Below are 23,277 nucleotides of genomic sequence, written 5' to 3' on the forward strand. Positions count from 1 at the left end.
GAGCGACAGCGAGGTGCCGAGTGGTGGGGCACAGACATTTTGGTTACTTTTGGCTGGGCCGGCTTCCGGGCGTTTGCCAAAAGTGACCCGCCGTAAGGGCGGAACCAATATCAGCCGTAACCAAAACAACGGATATGTACACAAATAAAGACGTTGTGTAGATCCGCATCCCCAAAGGTCCACCCCTAACCTATAAGCCTTTGCTATGACCACGCGCGTTACGCGCAATTTTGCCTGCGCAAGGCACAGTAAAGACTCAGTCGTTCCATTTTGGTGCATGGCTGATCCATGCCCGGTCATAAGCACTTCCTATTAGCCCAGAACGAAACTGTCTTATCTGCTCAAGGATGCGGCCTCGTAACGTAGAGCCTCGAATGTCACCTCCGAGGATCACCACCTTGAACGCCTCCCGCATCGCCGCCCGCGTGCAACGCATCAAACCTTCGCCAAGCAGCGCTGCTGCCGACCGTGCCAACGAACTGCGTCGCCAGGGCAAATCGATCATTAATCTGGTCGTCGGCGAGCCCGACTTCGATACCCCAAAACACATTCGCGAAGCCGCCAGCGCCGCCATCGAAAATGGCGCAACCCGCTACACCCTGAACGCGGGCACCCATGAACTGCGCCAGGCCATTGCCGCCAAACTGGCCCGTGAAAACAGCCTGGATTACTCGGCTTCGCAAGTGGTTGTCACCAGCGGTGCCAAGAGCGCAATCTTCAATGCGTTTGCCGCGACCCTCGGGGCAGGGGATGAAGTGCTGATTCCTGCGCCGTACTGGGTGTCTTACCCGGACATGGTGCTGGCCTGCGAAGGCGAGCCGGTGACGCTGGCCTGTCCGGAAGAAAACGGCTTCAAGCTCACCGCAGAGCAATTACGTGCCGCGATTACCGAGCGCACCCGCTGGCTGCTGATCAATTCGCCAAGTAACCCGACCGGGGCCAGTTACAGCGCTGAAGAGCTGCGGGCGTTGGCCGATGTGTTGCTGGAGTTTCCCGATGTGTTGGTGATGACCGACGACATCTACGAACACATTCGTTTCGACGATGCGCCCAACGCCCACATCCTGACCGTTGAACCGGCGCTGCGTGATCGTGTGCTGGTGATCAATGGCGTCTCCAAGACGTACGCCATGACCGGCTGGCGCATCGGCTACGCGGCGGGTCCTGCCGATCTGATCAATGCCATGGCGACCTTGCAGTCGCAGTCGACCAGCAACGCGAGCTCTGTCAGTCAGGCGGCTGCTGTGGCAGCGCTGAACGGTGATCAGTCCTTCGTCAAAGAGAGCGTGGTGGTTTACCGGCAGCGTCGCGATCGCTGTCTGGAGTTGATCAATGCCATCGACGGCCTGAGCTGCCTGAAGCCTGACGGAGCGTTCTATCTTTACGTGAACTGCGGCGTGTTGCTGGGTAAAACCAGACCCGATGGCAAGACTCTGGACACTGACAGCGACGTGGTGATGTACCTGCTGGAAAGTCAGGGGGTGGCTGTCGTCGCCGGTACGGCTTACGGATTGGCACCGTTCTTCCGGATGTCTATCGCCACTGCGCTGGAAACTCTGGAAGAGGGTTGTTCGCGAATCGCCACTGCCGTTGCGGCACTGGGCTGAGGCGCGAGCATGACGACCCAGGTGAGTGCGCTGAGCTTCCGGCAAGCCTTGTTGGCGATGCTCGGGATCTCACTGGTGCTGATGCTCTCGGCGCTGGACCAGACGGTGATCGGCAACGCCTTGCCGAGCATCGTCGCCGAGCTGCAAGGGTTTGAGCTCTACGCCTGGGTCGCCACGGGTTATCTGCTGACCTCGATTGTCACCATTCCGGTGTTCGGCAGGCTGGGCGATTACTACGGTCGCAAGCCGTTCGTGATCGCCGCCACCATCATTTTCACCCTGGCCTCGCTGGTCTGTGCCTTGGCCAACGACATGCTGGTGTTGGTGATTGGCCGTGCGTTGCAGGGTGTCGGTGGCGGCATGCTGATTGGTACCGCGTTCGCCTGTATTCCGGAGTTATTCCCGGATACCCGACAGCGGCTGCGCTGGCAGATGATGCTCAGTGCGCTGTTCAGTGTGGTCAATGCGATTGGCCCTGGCCTGGGTGGTTTTCTGACCGAGGCGTATGGTTGGCGTTCGGTGTTCTACCTGAACCTGCCCTTGGGGTGTCTGGCACTGTTTTTTGCCTGGCGGTATCTGCCGCATTACCGGCCGGTGCAGGTCACCGGTATTCGACTGGACTGGTTGGGCGCGCTGCTGATCGCCCTGGCATTGGGCAGCCTGCAACTGGGGGTTGAGTGGATGGGGCATTCCAGCACGGCGTTGAGCGCCGCCTTGGGTTTGATTTGCCTGCTCTCTGGCGTTGCCCTTTGGTACTGGGAGCGCCGCTGCAGTACGGCATTACTGCCGCCTGCAATGTTTGCCGTGCCTAGCCTGCGCATTTTGTTCCTGCTGTCGATGTTGGCCGGGGCAATCATGTTCACCTTGCTGTTTTACCTGCCGTTGCTGCTGCAGGGCAGTTACGGTTATTCGCCCAAGGATGCTGGTTTGCTGATTACACCGCTGGCGTTGAGCATCACCCTCGGCGCTATCGTCAACAGCCGTATCGTAACCCGGTTGCGTAATCCCAATCTGCTGCCGCTGGCGGGGTTCGTCGCGCTGCTATCGGCCTGTATCGGGTTGTCGCTTGTGGGACGGCAAGCATCATTCAACACCTTGTTGATGTTGATTCTGCTGGCCGGTGTTGGTTTGGGGTTCATCTTGCTCAACCTGACCGTCTTCACCCAGACCATTGCCGAGCGGCAGTTCCTTGGTATCGCCACCGCGTTGACTCAGTCATTGCGACTGGTCGGTGGATTGTTGGGCACGGCGGCCATGGGTGTGCTGGTCAACCTGTTGTACGTGAGCCATTTGAATCGAGTGTTTCTGGCGGCGGGCCAGGAGGGAGAACTGGCCCGTTATATCGACCCGCAAGTTCTACTCAATTCAACCCCAGGTGTCGTGAGTGGCAACCATGAACTACTGGAACTGGCGCGTGATGCGTTGGCGCGCTCGGTGGGTGTGGGTTTGTTGATGTGTGCCGGACTGGGTGTTTTCGCATTACTGGTTCTGGTTCGCCTGGCGCCCGTCAAGTTGTTAGCGACTGTTAAACCTGTCTCTTCTGAATCTACTGCTCCTGAATAATAAAAAAATTAACTGCCCACTCCTGACTGCTTAAAACACTTACTTACAGCTAAGGATATCTCGATGGAGCTTATTTATCGCTCACCCCGTGTGGTGGCTGGTATTTGTGGAATGGTCATGGCCCAACAGGCATTCAGTGCCGGTTTTGTCGAAGACAGCAAAGCCAGTGTACTGGCGCGTAACTTCTTCAGTAACGCGGACAACCGCAGTGGTACAGCAGACCCTAATTACACACAGGAGTGGGGCCAGGGTTTCATTTTCGATTTTCGTTCCGGCTATACGCCGGGCACCGTAGGTTTTGGCGTAGACGCGCTGGGCATGCTCGGTATCCGTCTGGACTCCGGCAAAGGTCGTCACTACAACCCTACCAGCACGGCGTTCAACGGTAACGTGTTCCCGACCGATAGCGATGGCCGGGCGGTGGACGAGTTCGGCAGCATTGGCCTGACTGCCAAGGCACTGGTGTCCAAAACCGAATTCCGTTACGGCACACTGGTGCCCATGCTGCCGGTGGTGATTTCCACCGACCGCATGCTGCAACAGACTTTTAACGGTGGTCAGGTGCAATCCAAAGATCTGGATAACTTCACTTTTACTCTCGGTCAGCTGGAGCATGTTAAAGGCCGTGGGTCGAGTGACCAGATGGGCATGTCGATCCCGGGTGCGAACAATGCGGTGAGCGGCGAGTTTGTAAACAAGTTCTATTACGGTGGTGTGGATTACAAACCGACCAAAGACCTGACCGTTCAGTATTACTACGGCAACTTGAAAGATTTTTACAAACAGCACTTTCTGGGGTTGAAATACGACATGCCGGCGGGGCCGGGCATATTGCGTTCGGACCTGCGTTACTTCGACAACAGCTCTGATGGCGCCAACGGCAATGACCCGGCGTTTTACACCTTCGGCTATTACGGCGATGGCGTAACCAAAGGCAAAGTTGACAGTCGGCTTTCCAGTGCGCTGTTCACTTATATGATTGCCGGTCACAGCTTGTCTGCCGGTTTCCAGCAAGTCAGCGGCGACAGCGACGCGGTCTGGCTTAATCAGGGCGATGGCTCCAGTGCTTACTTCATGACCGAGTCGATGATCGGCAAATTCCAGCGTGCCGGTGAAAGCACCTGGCAGGTTCGTTACGGCTATGACTTCGCTCAGGTTGGCATTCCGGGGCTGACGTTCCTGGGCATGTACGAAAGCGGCTCGAACATTCGTACCCCGGACGGGGATCGTAAAGAGTGGGAGCGCAACCTGACGCTAGGTTACGTGGTGCAATCAGGGCCGTTGAAAAAGCTTGGCGTTCAGTTGCGTCATGCCTCTCTGCGTACGCAAGTCACGACTCAGCGTGACAGTGATGAGCATCGTGTGATCGTGACTTATCCGCTGGATATTCTCTGACGCCAGCCTGAGTGTGGCTCTCTGTCTGCTCAGACTCGGGAGCCGCATTTAACTCTTACTTCATGTTTCATTGCTTGCCCGCAACACAAGGCGCGGTGTATCACCTTGAGCTGAATTTTTTTTTGCTCAGGAGAGACTGCACATGCGCGCTGCACAAATTGCCGGTTTCATGCTGGCCTTGGCGTTGCCCGTCGGGGCAATGGCTGACACACCCAGTTACGGCAAGCAACTTGAGGGTTTTAAATACCCTTATCCGTTGAGCAAGTTCGAATTCGAGTCCCAGGGTAAAAAGCTCGAAATGGGTTACATGGATGTCGCCGCCCAAGGCAAAGCCAACGGCAAAACCGTGGTGCTGATGCATGGTAAGAACTTCTGCGGCGCAACCTGGGAAGACAGCATCAAGGCCTTGAGCACCGCAGGCTATCGGGTGGTTGCGCCGGACCAGATTGGCTTCTGTACGTCCAGCAAACCTGAGCAGTACCAGTACACTTTTCAGCAGTTGGCGACCAACACTCACGCGCTGCTCGCCAAACTGGGCGTCGACAAAGCGACCATCATTGGACATTCCACCGGCGGCATGCTCGCCACTCGCTATGCGTTGATGTATCCGCAGCAGACCCAGCAACTGGTCATGGTCAACCCGATTGGTCTGGAAGACTGGAAAGCCTTGGGTGTGCCGTATCGCACCGTTGATCAATGGTATGCCCGCGAGCTGAAAGTTACGGCTGAAGGGATTCGCAAGTACGAGCAGAACACCTATTACGCAGGCCGCTGGAAGCCTGAATACGACAAGTGGGTGGACATGCTTGCCGGTCTGAGCAAGGGGCCTGGCAAGGAAGCGGTGGCGTGGAACTCGGCGCTGATCTACGACATGATTTTCACTCAGCCGGTGTTTTATGAATTTCCGAAACTCACCGTTCCGACCTTGCTGATGATTGGCGACGCGGACACCACAGCCATCGGCAGCGATATTGTTTCGCCGGAGCTCAAGGCCAGACTGGGTAACTACAAAGTGCTGGGCAAGGACGTTGCGAAGATGATTCCCGGCGCCAAACTGGTTGAGTTCCCGGGCATGGGGCATGCACCGCAGATGGAGGATCCGGAGGGGTTTAACAAAGCGTTGATTTCGGGGTTGGTTGCGGGTGACCAAAAACAGAAGTAACTCTGGTGGGACCGGCTTTAGCCGGGAAGGCGGTATCTCTGACTATCCATTTTTATTGACAGTATCGACCTCTTCCCGGCTAAAGCCGGTCCCACGTCGTGCCCATGGTTGGGATCGGATCTTCCCTCAAGTGCCTGCTCTAGACGTGGGGCGTCTGATTACTTGCCTTTCTTCACCGATTGACCGCCCGAAGGATCAAAACACTGGCTGTCATACCGCGGACTTTCGCACAGCGATTTCGCTGTCGGCGGAGGCGGGCGGTTCTTTTGATACTGCTTGTAGCTCTCCGTCTCATAGACAGTGACCTTGGTCCGGCCGCTGACTTTGAGAAACTCGGTGGCCTTCAGATTGATCTTGTGCGCATGATCCATCGGCTCACCCTGGCGCAGCATTTTGGGTGGGCCTTGTCGTTGTAAGGACGTCGCCGCGTTGTTTTCGCTGCAAGGGACTGACGCAAAGCTCACCTGGCCCTGAGGCGATGTGCATTTGAATATTTCGCTGCGAGCGGTGCCGCTGGCGAGCAAGGCAGTAATGGCTATCGCCAGTGAATACCCTTTCATGAATTCTCTCCGTGGATGGCGCAAAGCTACCATTTACGCTCTGCAAGCCAAAGATATTTTTGCGCTGTCGCTACGGCATCTGGCTTAGCAGTTCGAACCGGGTTCTGAATGTTATGCCTATGTTGTACGCATAAAGTTAACGGTTAATGCTCTGCCTGGAAATCAGGGCACCGAAGGCTAGCCGCACGGATGATCGCGAGCCGCACGGTATTGTTTCCAGCTGTTGACGCTTGCGCCGCCAACGTTTTGCAACACCTCAACCTTTCACGAAACGGTTATCTAACCGTCACTTGCAGTTCACCCCACTGAAACACCCCAGGCCTACTGTCTGTTGCAACTCACAACAACCAGACAGAGAAGCCCATGAACCCAGCCATCCATGTCGAGCGTCTGAACAAGACTTTTGCGCGCAAACCCGCGCTGGTTGATTTGGCATTGTCTATACAACCCGGCGAAATGGTCGCGCTGATCGGCGCTTCGGGTTCTGGCAAATCCACGTTGCTGCGTCATCTCGCCGGGCTGGCGTGCTGTGATCGTGGCAATGGCGGCAGCGTGCAGGTGCTGGGACGGGAAGTGCAGGCGGCGGGCCGTCTCAACGGCAAAGTGCGCAAGCTGCGTTCCGATATCGGCTACATTTTTCAGCAGTTCAACCTGGTCAACCGTCTCAGCGTTCTCGACAACGTGCTGCTGGGTTGTCTGGGGCGCATGCCCGGCTGGCGCGGCAATCTCGGCCTGTTCAATACCGAGGAGAAGCAACGCGCTTTACAGTCACTGGACCGGGTCGGTCTTGTGGATCTGGCCGCGCAGCGTGCCTCCACCTTGTCGGGTGGTCAGCAGCAGCGGGTCGCCATCGCGAGGGCTTTGACCCAGCGTGCCGAAGTGATCCTCGCTGACGAACCTATCGCATCGCTGGACCCTGAGTCCGCTCGCAAGGTCATGGAAATCCTCGCCGACATCAACCGCACCGACGGTAAAACCGTGGTCGTCACCTTGCATCAGGTGGATTACGCGGTGCGTTATTGCCCCCGCGCAGTGGCGCTCAAAGGCGGGCGGATTCATTTCGATGGCGATGCGCAGAATCTCAGCAGCCAGTTCCTCAACGACCTGTACGGCGCAGACGTCGACACCAGCCTGATGATTGCCGATGAGGGCCGACGCCTGGTTGCCCCACCTCGTCTGGTGCTGGCTCGCGGCTAGGCCGCTTCCGATTTTTTAAAACAACCGAACACAACAACAGCCAAACCCAAACTGAGGAGTGCTTCCATGTTGAACCGTATCGGTCGCGTCGTTGCGTCTGCCGCGTTGCTGGGCAGTTGCCTGCTGGGCACTGCCCACGCTGACGAGAAAGTCATCAACTTCGGCATCATGTCCACCGAGTCTTCGCAGAACCTAAAAAGCATCTGGCAGCCGTTTCTGGATGACATGGGCAAGAAAACCGGGTTGAAGATCAACGCTACGTTCGCCTCGGACTATGCCGGTCTGATCCAGGGCATGCGCTTCAATAAAGTCGATGTGGCCTGGCTGGGCAACAAGGCAGCGATGGAAGCGGTGGATCGTTCCAACGGCGAAATATTTGCTCAGACTTCGGCCGCCAATGGTGCGCCGGGCTACTGGAGCGTGATCATTGCCCGCAAGGACAGCCCGATCAATACCGTCGAGGACATGCTCAAGAATGCCAAGACCCTGACCTTCGGTAACGGTGATCCAAACTCCACTTCAGGTTATCTGGTGCCGGGTTACTACGTGTTCGCCAAGAACAACGTTGACGCCGCTACTGCTTTCAAGCGCACCTTGAACTCGAGCCACGAGGTGAACGCCCTCAGCGTTGCCAAGGGCCAGCTGGATGTGGCGACTTTCAACACCGAAAGCTGGGATCGCCTGGAAGTCACTCAGCCGGACATGGCTGCCAAGCTCAAAGTGATCTGGAAGTCGCCATTGATTCCGGCCGATCCGATGGTCTGGAGCAAAGCCCTGTCGGACGAGAACAAAAACAAGATTCGTGAGTTCTTCGCCGATTACGGCAATACCGACGAAGAGAAGGCCGTGCTCAAGGGCATGCAACTGGGCAAGTTTCTCAAGTCCAGCGATGACCAACTGCTGCCGATCCGCCAGCTGGATCTGTTCAAACAGCGCACCGAAACCCTCGCCAGCACCAGCCTGAATGCTGACGAGAAAGCCAAGCGCCTCAAGGACATTGACGCGGGCCTGAGCAAGTTGCAGGAACGCCTCACCGAGCTTGAAAAGAAAAACACAGCCAGTGCGGGTTGATTGATCCGGGGCGTGCTCTTTTCGGGCACGCCCACCTCCTGCTGAACGAGATCCGATTATGACGAGCACGACCACCCACGTGGCTTACACCCAGGCCGCCGGTAAACGCAGTTGGCCGCAATACCTGGGCTGGGGTTTGTTTCTGGCCATGCTGGCCTGGGCCTGGCAAGGCGCCGAGATGAATCCGCTGGCGCTCTACCGCGACTCCGGAAACATGGCGACTTTCGCCGCCGATTTTTTCCCGCCTGACTTCCACGAGTGGCGTTCGTATCTCAAGGAAATGATCGTTACTGTGCAAATTGCGCTATGGGGCACGGTGCTGGCGATTGTCTGCTCGGTGCCGCTGGGCATCCTCTGTGCTGAAAACATTACCCCCTGGTGGATTCACCAACCGCTGCGCCGGGTCATGGACTCGTTTCGCTCCATCAACGAGATGGTCTTCGCCATGCTGTTCGTGGTGGCGGTCGGCCTCGGTCCGTTCGCTGGCGTTCTGGCGCTGTGGATCAGCACTACCGGCGTTCTGGCCAAGCTGTTCGCCGAAGCCGTGGAAGCGATTGATCCGGGCCCCGTCGAAGGTGTGCGTGCCACGGGTGCCAGCGCCTTGCAGGAAGTGATTTACGGGGTCATCCCGCAGGTCATGCCGCTGTGGATCTCCTACGCGCTGTATCGCTTCGAGTCCAATGTGCGCTCGGCAACCGTAGTGGGCATGGTCGGCGCAGGCGGGATCGGCGTGATCCTCTGGGAAAACATCCGCGCGTTCCAGTTCACCCAAACCTGCGCCGTGTTGCTGGTGATCATCGTCGTGGTCAGCGCCATCGACATCGTGTCCCAGCGTTTGCGCAAGCAGTTTATTTAGATGTCGTGGTCGACCGGATTTTGTGCTGTGGATGTTGCTCTCGTAGGACCGGCTTTAGCCGGGAGGGCGTCGGTCGTTTCAAGTAGGTGTGTCGACCCTGGTGGCGCTCTCCCGGCTAAAGCCAGTCCTACAGGGTTACGCGCTGTTTTACGAAATAAGGTGGTTTTTAGCCATGGACATGTCTAGACAACAAGCCGAGCCGCTGTACCTGGAGCTCGCCAACATCATGCGTGCCGAGCTCGGCAGCTACACCGCGGGTGATTACTTGCCCCCTGAAGTCCAGCTCGCGGCACGCTTTGAAGTCAACCGTCACACCATTCGCCGTGCCATCGATGAGTTGGTGCGTGAGGGCAGTGTGTTAAGGCGACAGGGTAAAGGCACGCAGGTACTGCAACGCCCGTTTATCTATCCCATGCGTGCTGACAGTGCGTACACCCAGTCGCTATCCGCGCAGGGCGTTGGCGTCGACGCCACTCTGCTGCAACGTCAGGAATGCCCGGCCAGTGCCGAAGACGCCGAACACTTGCAGCTGGATCAATACACGCCGCTGATCGAACTGCACACCTTGCGCAAACTCGACGGCCATCCGGTGAGCCTGATTCGCCATCGTTTCTGCGCCACTCGCAAGGAGTTGCTGGCCAGTTACAGACGCGGCTCGCTGCGCCAGTTCCTGGCCGACCGCGACTTGCCGCTGACCCGAACCCTGAGTCTCGTCGGGGCGCGTCTGCCCAGTCGTGAAGAGGCGGATCTATTAATGATGCCGCGTCATTTACCCGTGCTCACCGTCCTCACTGTTTCCCGCGACAGCAGCGGCAACCCGGTGGAGTTGTCGCGCTCCACCAGTCGCTCTGACCGCTTCCAGTATCAGTTCATCGTCTGATGGAGATGCCTCATATGAACCCTGCTACAGACCCCGCTATTGCTGCGCGTCAGCGCTGGATTGGTGTACTCGCCCGCGCCGTCGGCGACGAACTGAGCCGCCATGAATCAGCGCTGCGTGACGCCGAATACCAACTGATTCGCGCCCCGGAAATCGGCATGACGCTGGTGCGTGGCCGCATGGGCGGTACTGGCGCGCCGTTCAATGTCGGTGAAATGAGCGTAACCCGTTGCGTCGTGCGCCTGGCTGACGGACGCACCGGTTACAGCTATCTGGCCGGGCGCGACAAGCCCCGCGCCGAGTTGGCGGCACTGGCCGATGCCCACCTGCAAGGCCCGCAACAGCAGCACTGGCTCACGGAGCTGATCGAGCCGCTGGCCCACGCCCAGCTCAAGCGTCGTGCTGACAAGGACGCCGAGACCGCCGCCAGCAAAGTGGAATTCTTTACCCTTGTCAGAGGAGAAGACTGATGAATGCAGCCCTGTTGCAACCGGCATTTGCCGACCCGGTACTCGACGCCCAGCGCAGTTTTCGCGCGGCCCTCAAAGCGCTGGCAGGCCCGGGTGTCATCCACACTTTGCAGGCGGCACAGCGACCCCCCGCACTCACCGGTCTTGATTCAGCCACCCATGCCTTATGCCTCGCCTTGCTGGATATCGACACCGCATTGTGGCTGGCCCCGGCGTTCGACACACCGGCCATTCGCGCCAACCTGGCCTTTCACTGCGGCTGCCCGATTGTCACTGAGCGCCGCCATGCGCGATTCGCTTTGCTCGACGACAGCCAGCTACATGATCTGTCTGGCTTCGACCTGGGTAACGACCGTTATCCGGACCAGTCCTGCACCTTGCTGATCCAGCTGTCGAGCCTTGGCGGCGGTAGCTCCATGAGCTGGCAAGGACCGGGCATTGAAAGCGAAAACAAAGTCGCCTTGCCGTTGAGCGATACGTTCTGGAACCAGCGCGAGCAGCACAACGATTTTCCCCGAGGGCTGGACGTGTTCTTCGTCGCCGACAGTGATCTGCTTGGCCTGCCGCGCAGCACCCGGGTCGCAAAAATTGCACAGGAGCGTAGCTGATGTACGTCGCCGTCAAGGGTGGCGAACAGGCCATCGATAATGCTCACCGCCTGCTGGCCAAAAAACGCCGGGGCGATACATCCATTGCCGAACTCAGCGTCGAGCAGATCCGTCAGCAACTGTCTTTGGCCGTGGCTCGCGTGATGACCGAGGGCTCGCTGTATGACGAGCAACTGGCTGCGCTGGCCATCAAGCAAGCGGCGGGGGACATGATCGAAGCGATCTTCCTGCTGCGTGCCTACCGCACGACGCTGCCGCGCTTCAGCGCCAGCATGCCGATCAATACCTCGGACATGCAGCTCAATCGTCGCTTGTCCGCCACCTTCAAGGACGTGCCTGGCGGGCAATTGCTTGGCCCGACATTCGACTACACCCATCGCCTGCTGGACTTCACCTTGCTGGCGGACGGCGAATATCCAGGCCCGGAGGTGCAGGACAACGCCGTTCTTGAACCTTGCCCGCGGGTCTTGGGTTTATTGGCCAAAGAAGGCTTGATGAAGAACGAAGCTGACAGCAGCGAAGCCGTTGCCGATATCACCCGCGAGCCGCTGGAGTACCCGGCCAATCGCGCTCAGCGCCTGCAAGCTCTGGCCCGTGGCGATGAAGGATTTCTGCTGGCCCTGAGTTACTCCACCCAGCGCGGTTATGGCCGCAACCACCCGTTTGCCGGGGAAATCCGGATTGGCGAAGTCGAGGTCTGGATCGAACCTGAAGAACTGGGCTTCCCGATCGCCATCGGCGCGATCGAAGTGACCGAGTGCGAAATGATCAACCAGTTCGTCGGTTCGGCCACTGAACCGGCGCAATTCACCCGCGGTTACGGTCTGGCGTTCGGTCACGCAGAGCGCAAGGCGATGGCCATGGCGCTGGTGGATCGCTCTCTGCGCGCTGAAGAGTTCAACGAAGAAATCCAGTCTCCGGCGCAGCAGGAGGAGTTCGTACTCGCTCATTGCGACAACGTCGAGGCTGCCGGTTTTGTCTCGCACTTGAAACTGCCGCACTACGTCGACTTTCAGTCCGAGCTGGGGCTGATCCGTAAACTGCGTGCGCCTGCACACAAGGAGTCCAAGCCATGAATGCTTATCAGCAGGCAAAACCCAGGCCCCAGCGCGATGAGGCTTACAACTTCGCGTATCTGGATGAGCAGACCAAACGCATGATTCGCCGCGCTTTGCTCAAGGCAGTGGCTATCCCCGGTTACCAGGTGCCATTTGGCGGTCGTGAAATGCCGCTGCCGTATGGCTGGGGCACGGGCGGCATGCAACTGACGGCTGCGATTCTGGGCGCTGAAGACGTGCTCAAGGTTATCGACCAAGGCGCGGACGACACCACCAACGCGGTGTCGATCCGGAGCTTCTTTGCCCGTACTGCCGGTGTCGAAACCACCGAGCGCACGCCTGAAGCAACCGTCATCCAGACCCGCCACCGTATCCCGGAAACGCCGTTGAGTGCCGAGCAGATTCTGGTTTATCAGGTGCCGATTCCCGAACCGTTGCGTTTCATTGAACCACTGGAAACCGAAACCCGGACCATGCACGCCCTCAATGATTACGGGGTCATGCACGTCAAACTTTACGAAGACATCGCCACCTTCGGGCACATCGCGACCAGCTACGCGTATCCGGTGATGGTTGATGAGCGCTACGTGATGGACCCGTCGCCGATCCCCAAATTCGACAACCCCAAACTCGACATGAGCCCGGCGTTGATGCTGTTCGGGGCAGGGCGAGAAAAACGTCTGTACGCCGTACCGCCGTTCACCCGAGTCGTGAGCCTGGATTTTGAGGACCACCCGTTCGAGATCCAGAGCTGGGAGCACAACTGTGCCATTTGTGGCAGCGAAGATTCCTATCTCGATGAGCTGATTCTTGACGATGCAGGCACTCAGAGTTTCGTCTGTTCCGACACTGATTACTGCGCTCAGCGGGTCAGCCAGCAACAGGAGGCGAGCCGATGATCAGCGCGCAAGCCAGCCATGACGTTACGCCACTGCTCGAGAGCTCCCAGCCGCTGCTCAAGGTTCGTGACCTGACCAAGCTGTATGGCCCGGAAAAGGGCTGTCAGGGCGTCAATTTTGAACTGTATCCGGGGGAAGTGCTGGGCATCGTCGGCGAATCCGGTTCCGGTAAGTCCACCTTGCTCTCGCTGCTCAGTGGCCGCTGCCCGCCAGACCGTGGCGGCATCGATTATCGCGGCAAGGATGGCCAGATGCTCGACCTGTACAGCGCCAGCGAAGCCCAGCGCCGCACCTTGCTGCGCACCGAATGGGGTTTCGTCGAGCAAAGCCCACGTGATGGTCTGCGCATGGGCGTGTCCGCCGGAGCCAATATCGGCGAACGCCTGATGGCTCAGGGCGTGCGCAATTATCAGGCGCTGCGGGAAGCCGGCATTGACTGGCTGACTCAGGTGGAAATTGATCCGCTGCGCATCGACGACCTGCCGCGCACATTCTCCGGGGGCATGCAGCAACGCCTGCAGATCGCCCGCAACCTCGTGTCCAGCCCGCGACTGGTGTTCATGGATGAGCCTACCGGCGGGCTCGACGTTTCGGTGCAGGCACGCTTGCTGGATTTGCTGCGGGCCCTGGTACGAGAGCTGGACCTGGCGGTGGTAATCGTCACCCACGACCTGGCCGTCGCCCGGCTGCTGGCTGACCGCTTGATCGTGATGCGTCGCTCACGGGTAGTGGAAACCGGTTTGACCGACCAGATCCTTGATGACCCACAGCATCCTTACTCGCAGTTGCTGGTGTCTTCGGTGCTGCAACCGTGAACCGCCTTTTTGGGAACGTCTCATGAATACGCTGATCGAGGTCCGCGACCTCTCGAAAACCTTCACGTTGCACCAGCAGAACGGCGTCGTGCTCAACGTACTGCGCGGCATGAATTTCAAGGTGCGCGCAGCGGAATGCCTGGTGCTGCATGGCGATTCCGGCGCGGGCAAAAGCACTTTGCTGCGCACCTTGTATGCCAACTACTTGCCCGCTGGCGGCAGCATCCGCGTGCAGCATGACGGTGAATGGCTGGAGCTGGTTGGTGCAGAGCCCCGACAAGTGCTGGCGGTACGACGCCAGACCCTGGGCTACGTAAGTCAGTTTCTGCGGGTGATTCCGAGGGTTTCCAGTCTGGATGTGGTCATGGAGCCTGCGCTGTCACGGGGCTGGTCAAAAGCCGACGCCAAGACCCGCGCCGAGCAACTGCTGACCCGCCTGAACATTCCACAACGCCTGTGGCAACTGGCACCGGGGACCTTTTCCGGTGGCGAACAACAGCGCATCAATATTGCCCGCGGCTTCATGGTGCCTTGGCCCGTGCTGCTGCTGGACGAGCCCACCGCATCGCTGGATGACAGCAATCGCCAGGTGGTGCTGGAACTGATGAACGAAGCCAAACATGCCGGTGCCGCGCTGATTGGCATCTTCCATGACCGCACCGCCCGTGAAGCGGTCGCTGATCGCTATCTGGACATGACCCCGGTGGACCTGACCGCCAAGGAGTTGCAGCAATGCTGACCGAACAGATTCTCACCAATGCTCAAGTGGTAACCGCCGATCAGGTATTCAACGGCACCGTGGTATTGCGTGATGGCTTGATCGTTGAGATGCAAACCGGGCGTAGCCAGGCGCCTCAGGCGCAGGACCTGCAAGGCGATTTCCTGCTGCCAGGCCTCGTCGAGCTGCACACCGACAACCTTGAAAAGCATTTGTCGCCGCGCCCCGGCGTAGACTGGCCGTCGGCCTCGGCGGTGCTCAGCCATGATGCGCAGATCATTGCATCGGGCATCACCACGGTGTTTGACGCGCTGTCTATCGGTGACGTCAATCCCAAGGGCAAGCGCATGCAGCAATTGCCCGCCATGCTTGAAGCGATCGCCCACGCCAATGCGGCAGGTCTGACCCGTGCCGAGCATCGCCTTCACCTGCGTTGCGAAGTCTGCCACCCGGATACCTTGAGTGTGTTCCGCGATCTGGTAGCGCAGCCATTGGTGCAACTGGTGTCAGTGATGGACCACTCGCCGGGTCAGCGTCAGTTCGCGCTTGAGTCCAAATACCGCGAATACTACATGGGCAAATACCACCTCACGACTGCGCAGATGGATGAGTTCATCGTCGAGCAGGTAGCCAACTCCCGTGAATACAGTGATCGTTTTCGGCGTGCCATTGTCGAGGATTGTCTGGCGCGAGGGCTGTCGGTGGCCAGTCATGACGACGCGACACTGGCTCACGTCGAGGAGTCCGCGGGCTATGGCATGAGTATCGCTGAATTCCCCACTACCATGGAGGCTGCGCAGGGCTGTCGACGTCTGGGCATGAGCGTATTGATGGGCGCACCCAACGTGGTACGCGGTGGCTCTCACTCGGGCAACGTGGCAGCCGTCGATCTGGCAAAAGAAGGGCTACTGGATATTCTCTCCAGCGACTATTATCCGGCCAGCCTGTTGCAGGCCGCGTTTACGCTGGCCGGGCAGGGCGAGTACTGCACGCTGCCCCAGGCAGTGGCAATGGTCAGTCGGGCTCCGGCCGTTTCAGCCGGGCTGGATGATCGCGGAGAAATTCGTGTCGGGCTGCGAGCCGATCTGGTTCAAGTCCGTGCTGATAAGAGCCGTGCTGATAATGTCCGGGATCAAGGTACACTGCCGGTTATTCAGCAGGTCTGGCGACAAGGCAAGAGGGTGTACTGATGGCAGGCAGGTTGATCTATCTCATCGGGCCGTCCGGTTCGGGCAAGGACAGCCTGCTGGATAGCGCCCGTGATGAGCTGGCCCGGCGCGGTTGCCGGGTGGTGCAACGGGTCATCACGCGTTCGGCGGAAGCCGTGGGTGAGTCCGCGCAGGCCGTGACCGTCGAGCAGTTTCTGGCGATGCGGGCGCAGGGTGACTTCGCCTTGAGCTGGCAGGCCAACGGCTTGCATTACGGCATTCCGAAACAGATCGATGAGTGGCTGGCTGCTGGGCTCGACGTTCTGGTCAACGGCTCCCGCGCGCATCTGTCTCAGGCCCGCCAGCGCTACCCTGATTTGCTGGCGATCTTGTTGACGGTCAATGACGACACCTTGCGCCAGCGATTGCTTGCCCGAGGCAGGGAATCAGTGGCTGACATCGAAGCGAGGCTGCAACGCAATTCCCGATTCACCGTGGAGTTGCTGGACAGCGATTCAGCGGTACGCCTGCTGGATAACTCGGGAGCGCTGGAGCAGACCACCGAGCGCCTGTTGCAATACATCGCCCGCGAGCACGCATGCGCCTGACCTTGCTGGGCACCGCAGATGCTCGTCAGGTGCCGGTGTATGGCTGCCAGTGCCCGGCGTGTCTGGCAGCCATGGCCAATCATCAATTACGGCGGCTACCGTGCAGCGCGTTGATCGAATGTGGCGATCAACGCTGGTTGATCGACAGCGGACTGACCGATCTTGCCGAGCGTTTTCCACCGCGTACGTTGAGCGGCATCCTGCAGACTCATTACCATGCTGATCATGCCCAGGGCCTGCTGCATTTGCGTTGGGGGCAGGGACTGATCATTCCGGTACACGGGCCAAAGGATCCGGAAGGCCTGTCCGACCTGTACAAACACCCGGGTATTCTTGATTTCAGCCAGCCGTTCGATGCTTTCGAGACCCGTGAGCTTGGCAGCCTGACCGTTACCGCCTTGCCGCTGCTGCATTCAAAGCCGACTTTGGGTTATCTCTTGAAGGGTGAGGGCAGGAGCATTGCTTACCTCACCGATACGGTGGGTTTACCCGATGCGACGGCTGAATACTTGCAGCGCGAGCCGCTGGATGTACTGGTTCTTGACTGTTCGATGCCGCCGCAACCGCAAACTCCGCGTAACCATAACGATCTGAACCTTGCGCTTGAAATCATCGAGCACCTGCAACCGGGCAAGGCTGTGCTGACCCACATAGGGCACACGCTGGATGCATGGTGGATGGAGCATGGGCATGAGTTGCCGGAACAGGTGGTCATCGCCAGAGACGGGATGCAGGTTTGATATGCAGTCGAACTTCGTCATACACGACCGTTCCAACCTGACAGATTGATCACGCGGTCATCGTCATGATGGTCATTTGCAGTGCGCGGAGACTTACCTATGAGTATTCAGCCTTACGCTACAGCGGCCCCGAGTCGCGCCGAAGTCGATGCCTTTGCGGGGGCGACCCTGATCCAGTTCGGGACCGATTGGTGCGGCTTCTGCAAAGCTGCCGAGCCTTTGGTAGACAGCGTGCTGGCAGACTACCCCGGTGTACGCCATCTGAAAATCGAAGACGGCAGCGGACGACCATTAGGCCGTTCATTCAGGGTCAAACTGTGGCCAACGCTGATCTTCATGCGCGACGGTGTTGAACTCAGCCGTCTGGTACGGCCGAATAATGTCAGTGCGATTGAAGAGGCGTTCGAAGGAATGGTTAAGCAGGGGTAGGGTGGTCAATGCGCTGCTTTTCATGGGGAACGGTGTGACGTGGGACCGGCTTTAGCCGGGAAGAGGCCGGGGCAGGCACTCCATATTCCCTGCCAGAAATACCGCTTCCCGGCTAAAGCCGGTCCCAAGTCAACTTGCCGATAACCATAGAGTCTCCATTTTTTCGCGCTTGGGCAAGATCCCACAGGCTCAACAGGCTTAACTACCCACCCGTCATATTCATGAACCGCACCACCTGCACTTCATCGTTGACGCTGAAGTTATGGCTCCACGGCTTCAACTGCATGGCGTCGATAATCGCTTTCTCGAGCTTTTCCGGTTGACCCGGATTGGCACGCAGTACGGCTTTGAGGTCTGCAGAGTGTTCGTTGCCCAGACACAGCAGCAGCCTGCCTTCAACGGTCAAGCGCACCCGGTTGCAGGTAGCGCAGAAGTTATGGCTGTGGGGGGAAATGAAGCCGACGCGAATATCCGGTGCTTCCGCCAGTCTCCAATAACGTGACGGCCCTTGAGTGGATTCAGCGGAGTTGATCAACGTGTATCGCTCGGCGATACGTTCGCGTACCTGATCACTCGAATAGAAGGACTCGGCACGGCTGTGATCGCTGATAATGCCCAGCGGCATCTCTTCGATAAAAGAGATGTCCAGTTTGCGGTCAATGGCGAAGGCCACCAGATCATTGATCTCATGATCGTTGCGACCCTGCATGACCACGCAGTTGAGCTTGGTATGGACGAATCCGGCTGCGTTGGCTGCATCGATCCCGGCAATGACCTTGCTCAGGTCACCGGTGCGGGTCATTTCCTTGAAGCGCACCGGGTCGAGGCTGTCCAGGCTGATGTTCAGCCGGGACACACCGGCGTCGAACAACGGCTGGGCGAGCCTGTCCAGTTGGGAGCCATTGGTGGTCATGCACAGTTCACGCAGGCCGGGCAGGGCGGCAATCTGCTGACAAAGCCCGACAATTCCGGACCGGACCAGCGGCTCGCCACCGGTCAGACGAATTTTGCGCGTTCCCAGAGCAACAAACTGTTCAGCGACTTGATAAATCTCTTCCAGCGACAGGATCTGCTGGCGCGGTAGAAAAGTCATTTCCTCGGCCATGCAATACACGCAACGGAAGTCGCAACGGTCTGTCACTGACATCCGCAGGTAATCGACCTTGCGTGCAAAGCTGTCCATCAGGATACGGTCTGACATTTCCACCTTCTCAATGCATTCTTCTACAGCCATATAACAGCACTGTTCATGGCAAGTTTCATATTTTTTGCGAACTGGCCGCCGATGATGTTACCGGGTTATCGGCCGATGTCAGCGTTTCGCTATAGGACACGTAGTAAGCCAGACCCACGAACACTGCGCCACCCACTGCGTTACCTAAAAATACCGCGACAAAGTTGTCGACGAATTGGCTCCAGCTCAATGCGTCGGCAAATATTGCCGCAGGAATCAGAAACATGTTGGCCACGACGTGCTGGAAACCGATGGCCACAAAGGCCATCACAGGGAACCAGATGCCGAGGATCTTGCCTGCAACGTCCTTGCTGGCGTAGGACAACCATACGGCCAGACAAACCAGCCAGTTGCAGCCGATACCGGAAATGAACGCCTGGGTAAAATCTGCGTTGACTTTGCCGGTCGCGATGGCGACGGTTTTCGCCAGGAACGGACCTTCGGTCAAACCCAGCAGGTGACCAAAGAAAAACGCGACAAACAGGGCTCCCAGCAAGTTGGCCACTGTCACCAGCAACCAATTGCGCGCCACCGCCGACAGCTTGATGCGCCCTGCGAACATTGCCATTGGCAGGCTCATCATGTTGCCGGTCAGCAATTCGCCGCCTGCAAGAATCACCAGAATCAGGCCGATGGGAAATACCGCCGCTCCGAGTAAATTACCGAATGAAGCCCACTGCGCCGGAATCATGGTGCTGACGTGGATATCCAGCAGGAAGCCGAGGGATATGAATGCTCCGGCCAGAAATCCCAGGATCAGCACTGAAAGCATGGGCAGGTGAGCTTTCTTCACGCCTGCTTCGACGGTCAGCTCGGCAATCTGTTGCGGGGTATTCACGGACATAATCATGGCTCAAGCAAGGCAACTTCGAAGTACGCGCCTCAGGCACGCGACTGCTGGCAGCTGCCGGTCTATATTCGGGGTTCTTCTAGCATCCGGTCTGGTTGCGCAACGTGCGTCAGGGCGCGTTGGCGGGTTCCTGTGATTCAGAGATGTGGTTTGCGGTATGTTCAGAGGCGAGCGGCGCACAGTGCGCAGCATTCGCTTGAGGACATTCGGGGCAGGTTGGACTCGGCCACCGAATTAGTAAGCAAGCTACTGAGTCGAATTGCCGCAGTCCAATCGCTTGTTCCGATGAGGTGATCGATAGACTCAATCACCGGTCTGCAGGCCACGTACAGCAAGGGGTTAGCCGCACGGCTCAATGGGTGGGATCAAGTTTCAACATGAGCTCGACCTGTGCGCCATGACCGATATCGAGCTGTTTGTTGCTGCGCTGCACGGTCGCACCGCAGCGTTTGGACAGCGCATCGACCAGGCTCAAGGCCAGGGGAGTGCCTGAAGCGGAGAAGGCACTCAAGACTTCGTCGCTGAACCCAGGCCCTTGATCGCAGATGCAGATTCGCGCCGTTTCCGGGTCCATTGGCGCTATTTGCAAGTCGATACCACTGCCATTGCTGTGCTTGATCGCGTTGTCCAATAGCTCGTTGAGAATCAAGCCCATGTTGGACGCTATTTGCAGGGAAACGTACACCGGCTGGGTTTGAAGGCTGAGTGCGATAGGCCTGCTGTACTGGGTGTCGATAACGCCTCGCGCCAGGTCAGGCAGCAATTGCGCGAGATCGACCTGATTTCGGCTGTTGCGGTGCAATTGCTCCTGGACAGCGCCAATGCCTACCACACGGGAGATCGCAGACTGCATCAGGTTTTTGGCTTCTTCACCCTGGGCGCGGAGGCTGGAAAGTTGCAGCAGGCTGATGATCAACTGAAGATTGTTCTTGACCCGATGATTGAGCTCGGCAAGCAGCGCTTGTTGATTCTCAGCCATCTCCCTTTGTTCTGTGATGTCGACACAACTGCCAAAATACCCCGCGAATTGCCCGTCGCGGTAGAACGGCGCGCCACTGTCCAGCATCCAGCGGTATTCACCGTCGTGACGCCTGACCCGATAGGGCGTTCTGAACGGGATACGCTCGTCGAATGCCTTGTCGTAAGCATCCACACAGGCATCGAGGTCTTCAGGGTGAACGTCGTCCTTCCAGCCATAGCCGCAGAGTTGCTGCTGACTCTTGCCGGTGAAGTCTGTCCAGGGCTTGTTGAACCAGTCGCAATGTTTGTCGCTTCTTGCACGCCAGATCATCACCGGCGCGTGGTCGGCCAACTCGCGAAATTCAAGTTCACCAAGTGTTGCCGGGTGACTGGTCTCCTCAGGCTCGAATTTCATTGACGCTGACCGTTGGCAATCGTGATCGGGCAGGCTGGAATATCTCCAGAGCATTATGAGCGGGGAGTGTGGCGAGGGGTTGGCCATCCAGTAACGCCCGGGCGACGTCCGCGCACAGGGTCAGGTCTTGCGGCGCATAAGGCTTGCGCAACAAGCCCAGCGCGGCATCGGCGTTGGCCCGGGCGGTAAGGATTTGCCCGCTGATAAACATCGAACTGACGCCATGCTCGTTCATAAGACTGCGGGCCAGCGCGATACCTTCGTCATTACCACCGAGATTGATATCGACGAAAGCGATGTCGGCCTGTTGTTCACGGGCGAGCTTCAGCGCGTGAGACACGTCATATGCAGGGCCGATCACTTCATGTTCTGCACCAAGCGTGGCGGCTGCAATCATCGCCAGGATCGGATCATCTTCTATCAGAAGGATGCGCATTCTTTATTCCTGCCTTTCAAACGGGAGACGCAAACGTGGACCCAGAAGTGGTCGGTTACGTCGCGAGGCAAAAAGCGTCTACTCATGCAAATGCACGTCGTTGCAGATTGGGCTGCCCCTTGACTGAATGGTTCATAAATGGTTTGAAAAACATTCAAACGAGTGTAGGACTGCGTTATCCCTTGCGAATGCTGCGTTCATATCGCTCCAGAAGCGGCTGAATACTGACACCGTGGAGCAAAATACTAAGTGCCACTACTGACAGCGTCAGGCTGATACTCACACTGGCGACATCGTCCGGTAGCCCGTGGCCCAAGGCAAAGCACAGGTAGAACAGGCTGCCGATGCCGCGAATACCGAACCAGCCAACCAGGGCTTTCTGCCGTTTGTTGAGCAAGCGCTTGCTGACGAGAAGCCACACTGCAATGGGCCTGATGAAGCAAAACAGCACCAGCCCGAGCCCGACAGCGCGCCAGTCCCAATAAATAGCCAGCGATGCGCCGAGCAGGGTAATCAGCAGCACTTCCATCGAGCGTTCTACCAGGCTTGAGAATGCCAGCATGTCACCCATCATGACCCCGGCAGCCAGTTGCGATTCACTGAGGTCCTCTTTTTCGGCAACCGTGGTCCGCTCGATGCTGCCGCTCATGTGACCAATCACTGGCTGCGCCAGATGTTCGGCAGGCACCTCTGACTGCGTGGTCTGCGCCTCTGCCTGGCGCAAGCCAAGCCCCGCCGCGAACACCGATAAGAAGCCGAACGCGCCCAGACCGTCGGCGACCACGTAAGCAATGGCGATGAGTGCCAGGGCCAGGAAGTCATTAGGTGACGTATCACTGTCAGCGTTTTTGATCCGCAGATAAATCATCAAATGCCCGACCCCACGACCCAGGCCGTAGCCGATCAGTAGTCCGACGGGCACACCCCACAGCAGGTTTTTTATGGCCCAGTGCTGTATCCAGTTCATGTCACCACTGGCGTGAGTCAGAAACATCAGGGCGAAGATCACGAATGGAAAGGCAGTGCCGTCGTTCAGGCCCGCTTCACCTGACAAACCGAAGCGCAGCCGGTCGGAGTCCTGAGCGTTGTTGACCTGCACCAGCGAAGCGAGAACCGGATCGGTGGGCGAGAGCATGGCGCCCAGCAAGATCGAAACGCCCCAGGACAGCCCGAACAGGTAGTGAGCCGCCAGCGCAGTACCTGCAATGGTCGCCAGCATCACCGGCCCGGACAGCCAGTAAGCGGAATGCCAGGCCTTGCTGTTCAACGGCAGACGCAGCTTGATCCCGGTACTGAACAACGAGAACAGCACAGCCGCTTCGGTCAGACGCTCCAGCCAGCTCGACGCGTCGCGGAAGTCCAGATCCAGCATGTCCAGCCCCGCCGGGCCAATGGCAAAGCCGAATGCCAGGCACACAGCCGACGTCGTGACGGGCAGCCATCGCAAATAAGAGGAAGTCAGCGCGAGCATCATCAGCAACGCGCCAAGTACGGTCATGCAAAGAATGAAACTCATCCGGCCTGTTTTCTCACAACGGGGCCCCGTAAATACGGGGCGATAGGGTTGTGACTGCTCAGGTTCGGGATAGTTGAAACAT

The 23,277-nt window shown here is 58.3% G+C and carries 24 protein-coding genes; 18 read left to right on the forward strand and 6 right to left on the reverse strand.

Annotated features, from left to right (window positions below):
• Nucleotides 1-398: 398 nt before the first annotated feature.
• From H8S59_RS18195 to H8S59_RS18210, 4 genes are all read left to right on the forward strand, one after another.
• Nucleotides 399-1,607, forward strand: coding sequence for an aspartate transaminase (locus H8S59_RS18195; RefSeq protein WP_187522329.1), 1,209 nt, complete (start codon nt 399-401; stop codon nt 1,605-1,607).
• A gap of 9 nt (nt 1,608-1,616) precedes the next feature.
• On the forward strand, nt 1,617-3,170 hold the full coding sequence (locus H8S59_RS18200) for an MFS transporter (RefSeq protein WP_095099161.1): 1,554 nt from the start codon (nt 1,617-1,619) through the stop codon (nt 3,168-3,170).
• 63 nt (nt 3,171-3,233) lie between these two features.
• The gene (locus tag H8S59_RS18205) at nt 3,234-4,565 is read left to right on the forward strand and encodes an OprD family porin (RefSeq protein WP_187522330.1); all 1,332 of its coding nucleotides are present in this window, start codon (nt 3,234-3,236) and stop codon (nt 4,563-4,565) included.
• A gap of 142 nt (nt 4,566-4,707) precedes the next feature.
• Nucleotides 4,708-5,727, forward strand: a complete 1,020-nt coding sequence (locus H8S59_RS18210) for an alpha/beta fold hydrolase (protein WP_095099167.1) — start codon at nt 4,708-4,710, stop codon at nt 5,725-5,727.
• Nucleotides 5,728-5,885: 158 nt separating this feature from the next.
• On the opposite strand, the gene H8S59_RS18215 is transcribed toward H8S59_RS18210, so the two are convergent.
• Nucleotides 5,886-6,287 (reverse strand): DUF4124 domain-containing protein, encoded by a 402-nt coding sequence (locus tag H8S59_RS18215; RefSeq protein WP_187522331.1) that lies wholly within the window; start codon nt 6,285-6,287, stop codon nt 5,886-5,888.
• A 363-nt stretch (nt 6,288-6,650) separates the two neighbouring features.
• Between H8S59_RS18215 and phnC the strand changes: the two genes are divergently transcribed.
• The 14 genes from phnC to H8S59_RS18285 all read left to right on the forward strand — a co-directional run bounded on the left by phnC (nt 6,651) and on the right by H8S59_RS18285 (nt 17,784).
• Entirely contained in the window at nt 6,651-7,484 is an 834-nt protein-coding gene (gene phnC, locus H8S59_RS18220) for a phosphonate ABC transporter ATP-binding protein (protein WP_187522332.1), read from the forward strand.
• A gap of 66 nt (nt 7,485-7,550) precedes the next feature.
• Nucleotides 7,551-8,555 (forward strand): phosphonate ABC transporter substrate-binding protein, encoded by a 1,005-nt coding sequence (gene phnD, locus H8S59_RS18225; RefSeq protein ID WP_027901496.1) that lies wholly within the window; start codon nt 7,551-7,553, stop codon nt 8,553-8,555.
• 58 nt (nt 8,556-8,613) lie between these two features.
• The gene (phnE, locus tag H8S59_RS18230) at nt 8,614-9,411 is read left to right on the forward strand and encodes a phosphonate ABC transporter, permease protein PhnE (protein ID WP_187522333.1); all 798 of its coding nucleotides are present in this window, start codon (nt 8,614-8,616) and stop codon (nt 9,409-9,411) included.
• 172 nt (nt 9,412-9,583) lie between these two features.
• Entirely contained in the window at nt 9,584-10,291 is a 708-nt protein-coding gene (phnF, locus tag H8S59_RS18235; RefSeq protein WP_187522334.1) for a phosphonate metabolism transcriptional regulator PhnF, read from the forward strand.
• Between the two features lie 14 nt (nt 10,292-10,305).
• Nucleotides 10,306-10,761, forward strand: coding sequence for a phosphonate C-P lyase system protein PhnG (gene phnG, locus H8S59_RS18240; RefSeq protein ID WP_187522335.1), 456 nt, complete (start codon nt 10,306-10,308; stop codon nt 10,759-10,761).
• Entirely contained in the window at nt 10,761-11,369 is a 609-nt protein-coding gene (phnH, locus tag H8S59_RS18245; protein WP_187522336.1) for a phosphonate C-P lyase system protein PhnH, read from the forward strand. The genes phnG and phnH overlap by 1 nt, the downstream gene beginning before the upstream one ends.
• The gene (locus tag H8S59_RS18250; RefSeq protein ID WP_187522337.1) at nt 11,369-12,445 is read left to right on the forward strand and encodes a carbon-phosphorus lyase complex subunit; all 1,077 of its coding nucleotides are present in this window, start codon (nt 11,369-11,371) and stop codon (nt 12,443-12,445) included. The genes phnH and H8S59_RS18250 overlap by 1 nt, the downstream gene beginning before the upstream one ends.
• Entirely contained in the window at nt 12,442-13,326 is an 885-nt protein-coding gene (locus H8S59_RS18255) for an alpha-D-ribose 1-methylphosphonate 5-phosphate C-P-lyase PhnJ (protein ID WP_187522338.1), read from the forward strand. The genes H8S59_RS18250 and H8S59_RS18255 overlap by 4 nt, the downstream gene beginning before the upstream one ends.
• Complete coding sequence (gene phnK / locus H8S59_RS18260; RefSeq protein ID WP_187522339.1) at nt 13,323-14,141, forward strand: phosphonate C-P lyase system protein PhnK; 819 nt, start codon at nt 13,323-13,325, stop codon at nt 14,139-14,141. The genes H8S59_RS18255 and phnK overlap by 4 nt, the downstream gene beginning before the upstream one ends.
• 22 nt (nt 14,142-14,163) lie before the next feature.
• Nucleotides 14,164-14,880 (forward strand): phosphonate C-P lyase system protein PhnL, encoded by a 717-nt coding sequence (gene phnL, locus H8S59_RS18265; RefSeq protein WP_187522340.1) that lies wholly within the window; start codon nt 14,164-14,166, stop codon nt 14,878-14,880.
• On the forward strand, nt 14,874-16,049 hold the full coding sequence (locus H8S59_RS18270; protein ID WP_187522341.1) for an alpha-D-ribose 1-methylphosphonate 5-triphosphate diphosphatase: 1,176 nt from the start codon (nt 14,874-14,876) through the stop codon (nt 16,047-16,049). Before phnL ends, H8S59_RS18270 begins: the two co-directional genes overlap by 7 nt.
• On the forward strand, nt 16,049-16,615 hold the full coding sequence (phnN, locus tag H8S59_RS18275) for a phosphonate metabolism protein/1,5-bisphosphokinase (PRPP-forming) PhnN (protein WP_187522342.1): 567 nt from the start codon (nt 16,049-16,051) through the stop codon (nt 16,613-16,615). Before H8S59_RS18270 ends, phnN begins: the two co-directional genes overlap by 1 nt.
• On the forward strand, nt 16,606-17,355 hold the full coding sequence (gene phnP / locus H8S59_RS18280; RefSeq protein ID WP_187522343.1) for a phosphonate metabolism protein PhnP: 750 nt from the start codon (nt 16,606-16,608) through the stop codon (nt 17,353-17,355). The genes phnN and phnP overlap by 10 nt, the downstream gene beginning before the upstream one ends.
• A 99-nt stretch (nt 17,356-17,454) precedes the next feature.
• Nucleotides 17,455-17,784: a thioredoxin family protein gene (locus tag H8S59_RS18285; protein ID WP_187522344.1), complete on the forward strand. Its 330-nt coding sequence runs from the start codon at nt 17,455-17,457 to the stop codon at nt 17,782-17,784.
• Between the two features lie 202 nt (nt 17,785-17,986).
• Here the strand turns inward: H8S59_RS18285 and moaA are convergent, their stop codons facing one another.
• The 5 genes from moaA to H8S59_RS18310 form a co-directional block, all read right to left on the reverse strand.
• Nucleotides 17,987-18,985 carry a GTP 3',8-cyclase MoaA gene (moaA, locus tag H8S59_RS18290; RefSeq protein WP_095099277.1) on the reverse strand — a complete coding sequence of 333 codons (999 nt, stop codon included), beginning with the start codon at nt 18,983-18,985 and terminating at the stop codon, nt 17,987-17,989.
• Between the two features lie 58 nt (nt 18,986-19,043).
• On the reverse strand, nt 19,044-19,862 hold the full coding sequence (locus H8S59_RS18295) for a formate/nitrite transporter family protein (protein WP_187522345.1): 819 nt from the start codon (nt 19,860-19,862) through the stop codon (nt 19,044-19,046).
• Between the two features lie 358 nt (nt 19,863-20,220).
• A complete protein-coding gene (locus tag H8S59_RS18300; protein WP_187522346.1) occupies nt 20,221-21,243 on the reverse strand; it encodes a sensor histidine kinase in 1,023 nt (340 codons plus the stop codon).
• Nucleotides 21,227-21,679, reverse strand: a complete 453-nt coding sequence (locus tag H8S59_RS18305) for a response regulator (RefSeq protein ID WP_095099221.1) — start codon at nt 21,677-21,679, stop codon at nt 21,227-21,229. Before H8S59_RS18305 ends, H8S59_RS18300 begins: the two co-directional genes overlap by 17 nt.
• 175 nt (nt 21,680-21,854) lie before the next feature.
• The gene (locus tag H8S59_RS18310; protein ID WP_187522347.1) at nt 21,855-23,195 is read right to left on the reverse strand and encodes a cation:proton antiporter; all 1,341 of its coding nucleotides are present in this window, start codon (nt 23,193-23,195) and stop codon (nt 21,855-21,857) included.
• Nucleotides 23,196-23,277 lie beyond the last annotated feature (82 nt).

This window comes from Pseudomonas folii, assembly GCF_014357575.1.
Lineage (GTDB): Bacteria > Pseudomonadota > Gammaproteobacteria > Pseudomonadales > Pseudomonadaceae > Aquipseudomonas > Aquipseudomonas folii.

Excerpts from the sequence above, each read along its gene's own strand:
- H8S59_RS18270 (WP_187522341.1), top strand. The coding sequence starts at position 14,874 with ATGCTGACCGAACAGATTCTCACCAATGCTCAAGTGGTAACCGCCGAT.
- moaA (WP_095099277.1), bottom strand. The coding sequence starts at position 18,985 with ATGTCAGACCGTATCCTGATGGACAGCTTTGCACGCAAGGTCGATTAC.
- phnC (WP_187522332.1), top strand. The coding sequence starts at position 6,651 with ATGAACCCAGCCATCCATGTCGAGCGTCTGAACAAGACTTTTGCGCGC.
- phnD (WP_027901496.1), top strand. The coding sequence starts at position 7,551 with ATGTTGAACCGTATCGGTCGCGTCGTTGCGTCTGCCGCGTTGCTGGGC.
- phnF (WP_187522334.1), top strand. The coding sequence starts at position 9,584 with ATGGACATGTCTAGACAACAAGCCGAGCCGCTGTACCTGGAGCTCGCC.
- phnH (WP_187522336.1), top strand. The coding sequence starts at position 10,761 with ATGAATGCAGCCCTGTTGCAACCGGCATTTGCCGACCCGGTACTCGAC.
- phnE (WP_187522333.1), top strand. The coding sequence starts at position 8,614 with ATGACGAGCACGACCACCCACGTGGCTTACACCCAGGCCGCCGGTAAA.
- H8S59_RS18300 (WP_187522346.1), bottom strand. The coding sequence starts at position 21,243 with ATGAAATTCGAGCCTGAGGAGACCAGTCACCCGGCAACACTTGGTGAA.
- H8S59_RS18250 (WP_187522337.1), top strand. The coding sequence starts at position 11,369 with ATGTACGTCGCCGTCAAGGGTGGCGAACAGGCCATCGATAATGCTCAC.
- H8S59_RS18305 (WP_095099221.1), bottom strand. The coding sequence starts at position 21,679 with ATGCGCATCCTTCTGATAGAAGATGATCCGATCCTGGCGATGATTGCA.
- phnP (WP_187522343.1), top strand. The coding sequence starts at position 16,606 with ATGCGCCTGACCTTGCTGGGCACCGCAGATGCTCGTCAGGTGCCGGTG.
- phnG (WP_187522335.1), top strand. The coding sequence starts at position 10,306 with ATGAACCCTGCTACAGACCCCGCTATTGCTGCGCGTCAGCGCTGGATT.
- H8S59_RS18205 (WP_187522330.1), top strand. The coding sequence starts at position 3,234 with ATGGAGCTTATTTATCGCTCACCCCGTGTGGTGGCTGGTATTTGTGGA.
- phnL (WP_187522340.1), top strand. The coding sequence starts at position 14,164 with ATGAATACGCTGATCGAGGTCCGCGACCTCTCGAAAACCTTCACGTTG.
- H8S59_RS18295 (WP_187522345.1), bottom strand. The coding sequence starts at position 19,862 with ATGTCCGTGAATACCCCGCAACAGATTGCCGAGCTGACCGTCGAAGCA.
- H8S59_RS18200 (WP_095099161.1), top strand. The coding sequence starts at position 1,617 with ATGACGACCCAGGTGAGTGCGCTGAGCTTCCGGCAAGCCTTGTTGGCG.
- H8S59_RS18310 (WP_187522347.1), bottom strand. The coding sequence starts at position 23,195 with ATGAGTTTCATTCTTTGCATGACCGTACTTGGCGCGTTGCTGATGATG.
- phnN (WP_187522342.1), top strand. The coding sequence starts at position 16,049 with ATGGCAGGCAGGTTGATCTATCTCATCGGGCCGTCCGGTTCGGGCAAG.
- H8S59_RS18215 (WP_187522331.1), bottom strand. The coding sequence starts at position 6,287 with ATGAAAGGGTATTCACTGGCGATAGCCATTACTGCCTTGCTCGCCAGC.
- H8S59_RS18255 (WP_187522338.1), top strand. The coding sequence starts at position 12,442 with ATGAATGCTTATCAGCAGGCAAAACCCAGGCCCCAGCGCGATGAGGCT.
- phnK (WP_187522339.1), top strand. The coding sequence starts at position 13,323 with ATGATCAGCGCGCAAGCCAGCCATGACGTTACGCCACTGCTCGAGAGC.
- H8S59_RS18210 (WP_095099167.1), top strand. The coding sequence starts at position 4,708 with ATGCGCGCTGCACAAATTGCCGGTTTCATGCTGGCCTTGGCGTTGCCC.
- H8S59_RS18285 (WP_187522344.1), top strand. The coding sequence starts at position 17,455 with ATGAGTATTCAGCCTTACGCTACAGCGGCCCCGAGTCGCGCCGAAGTC.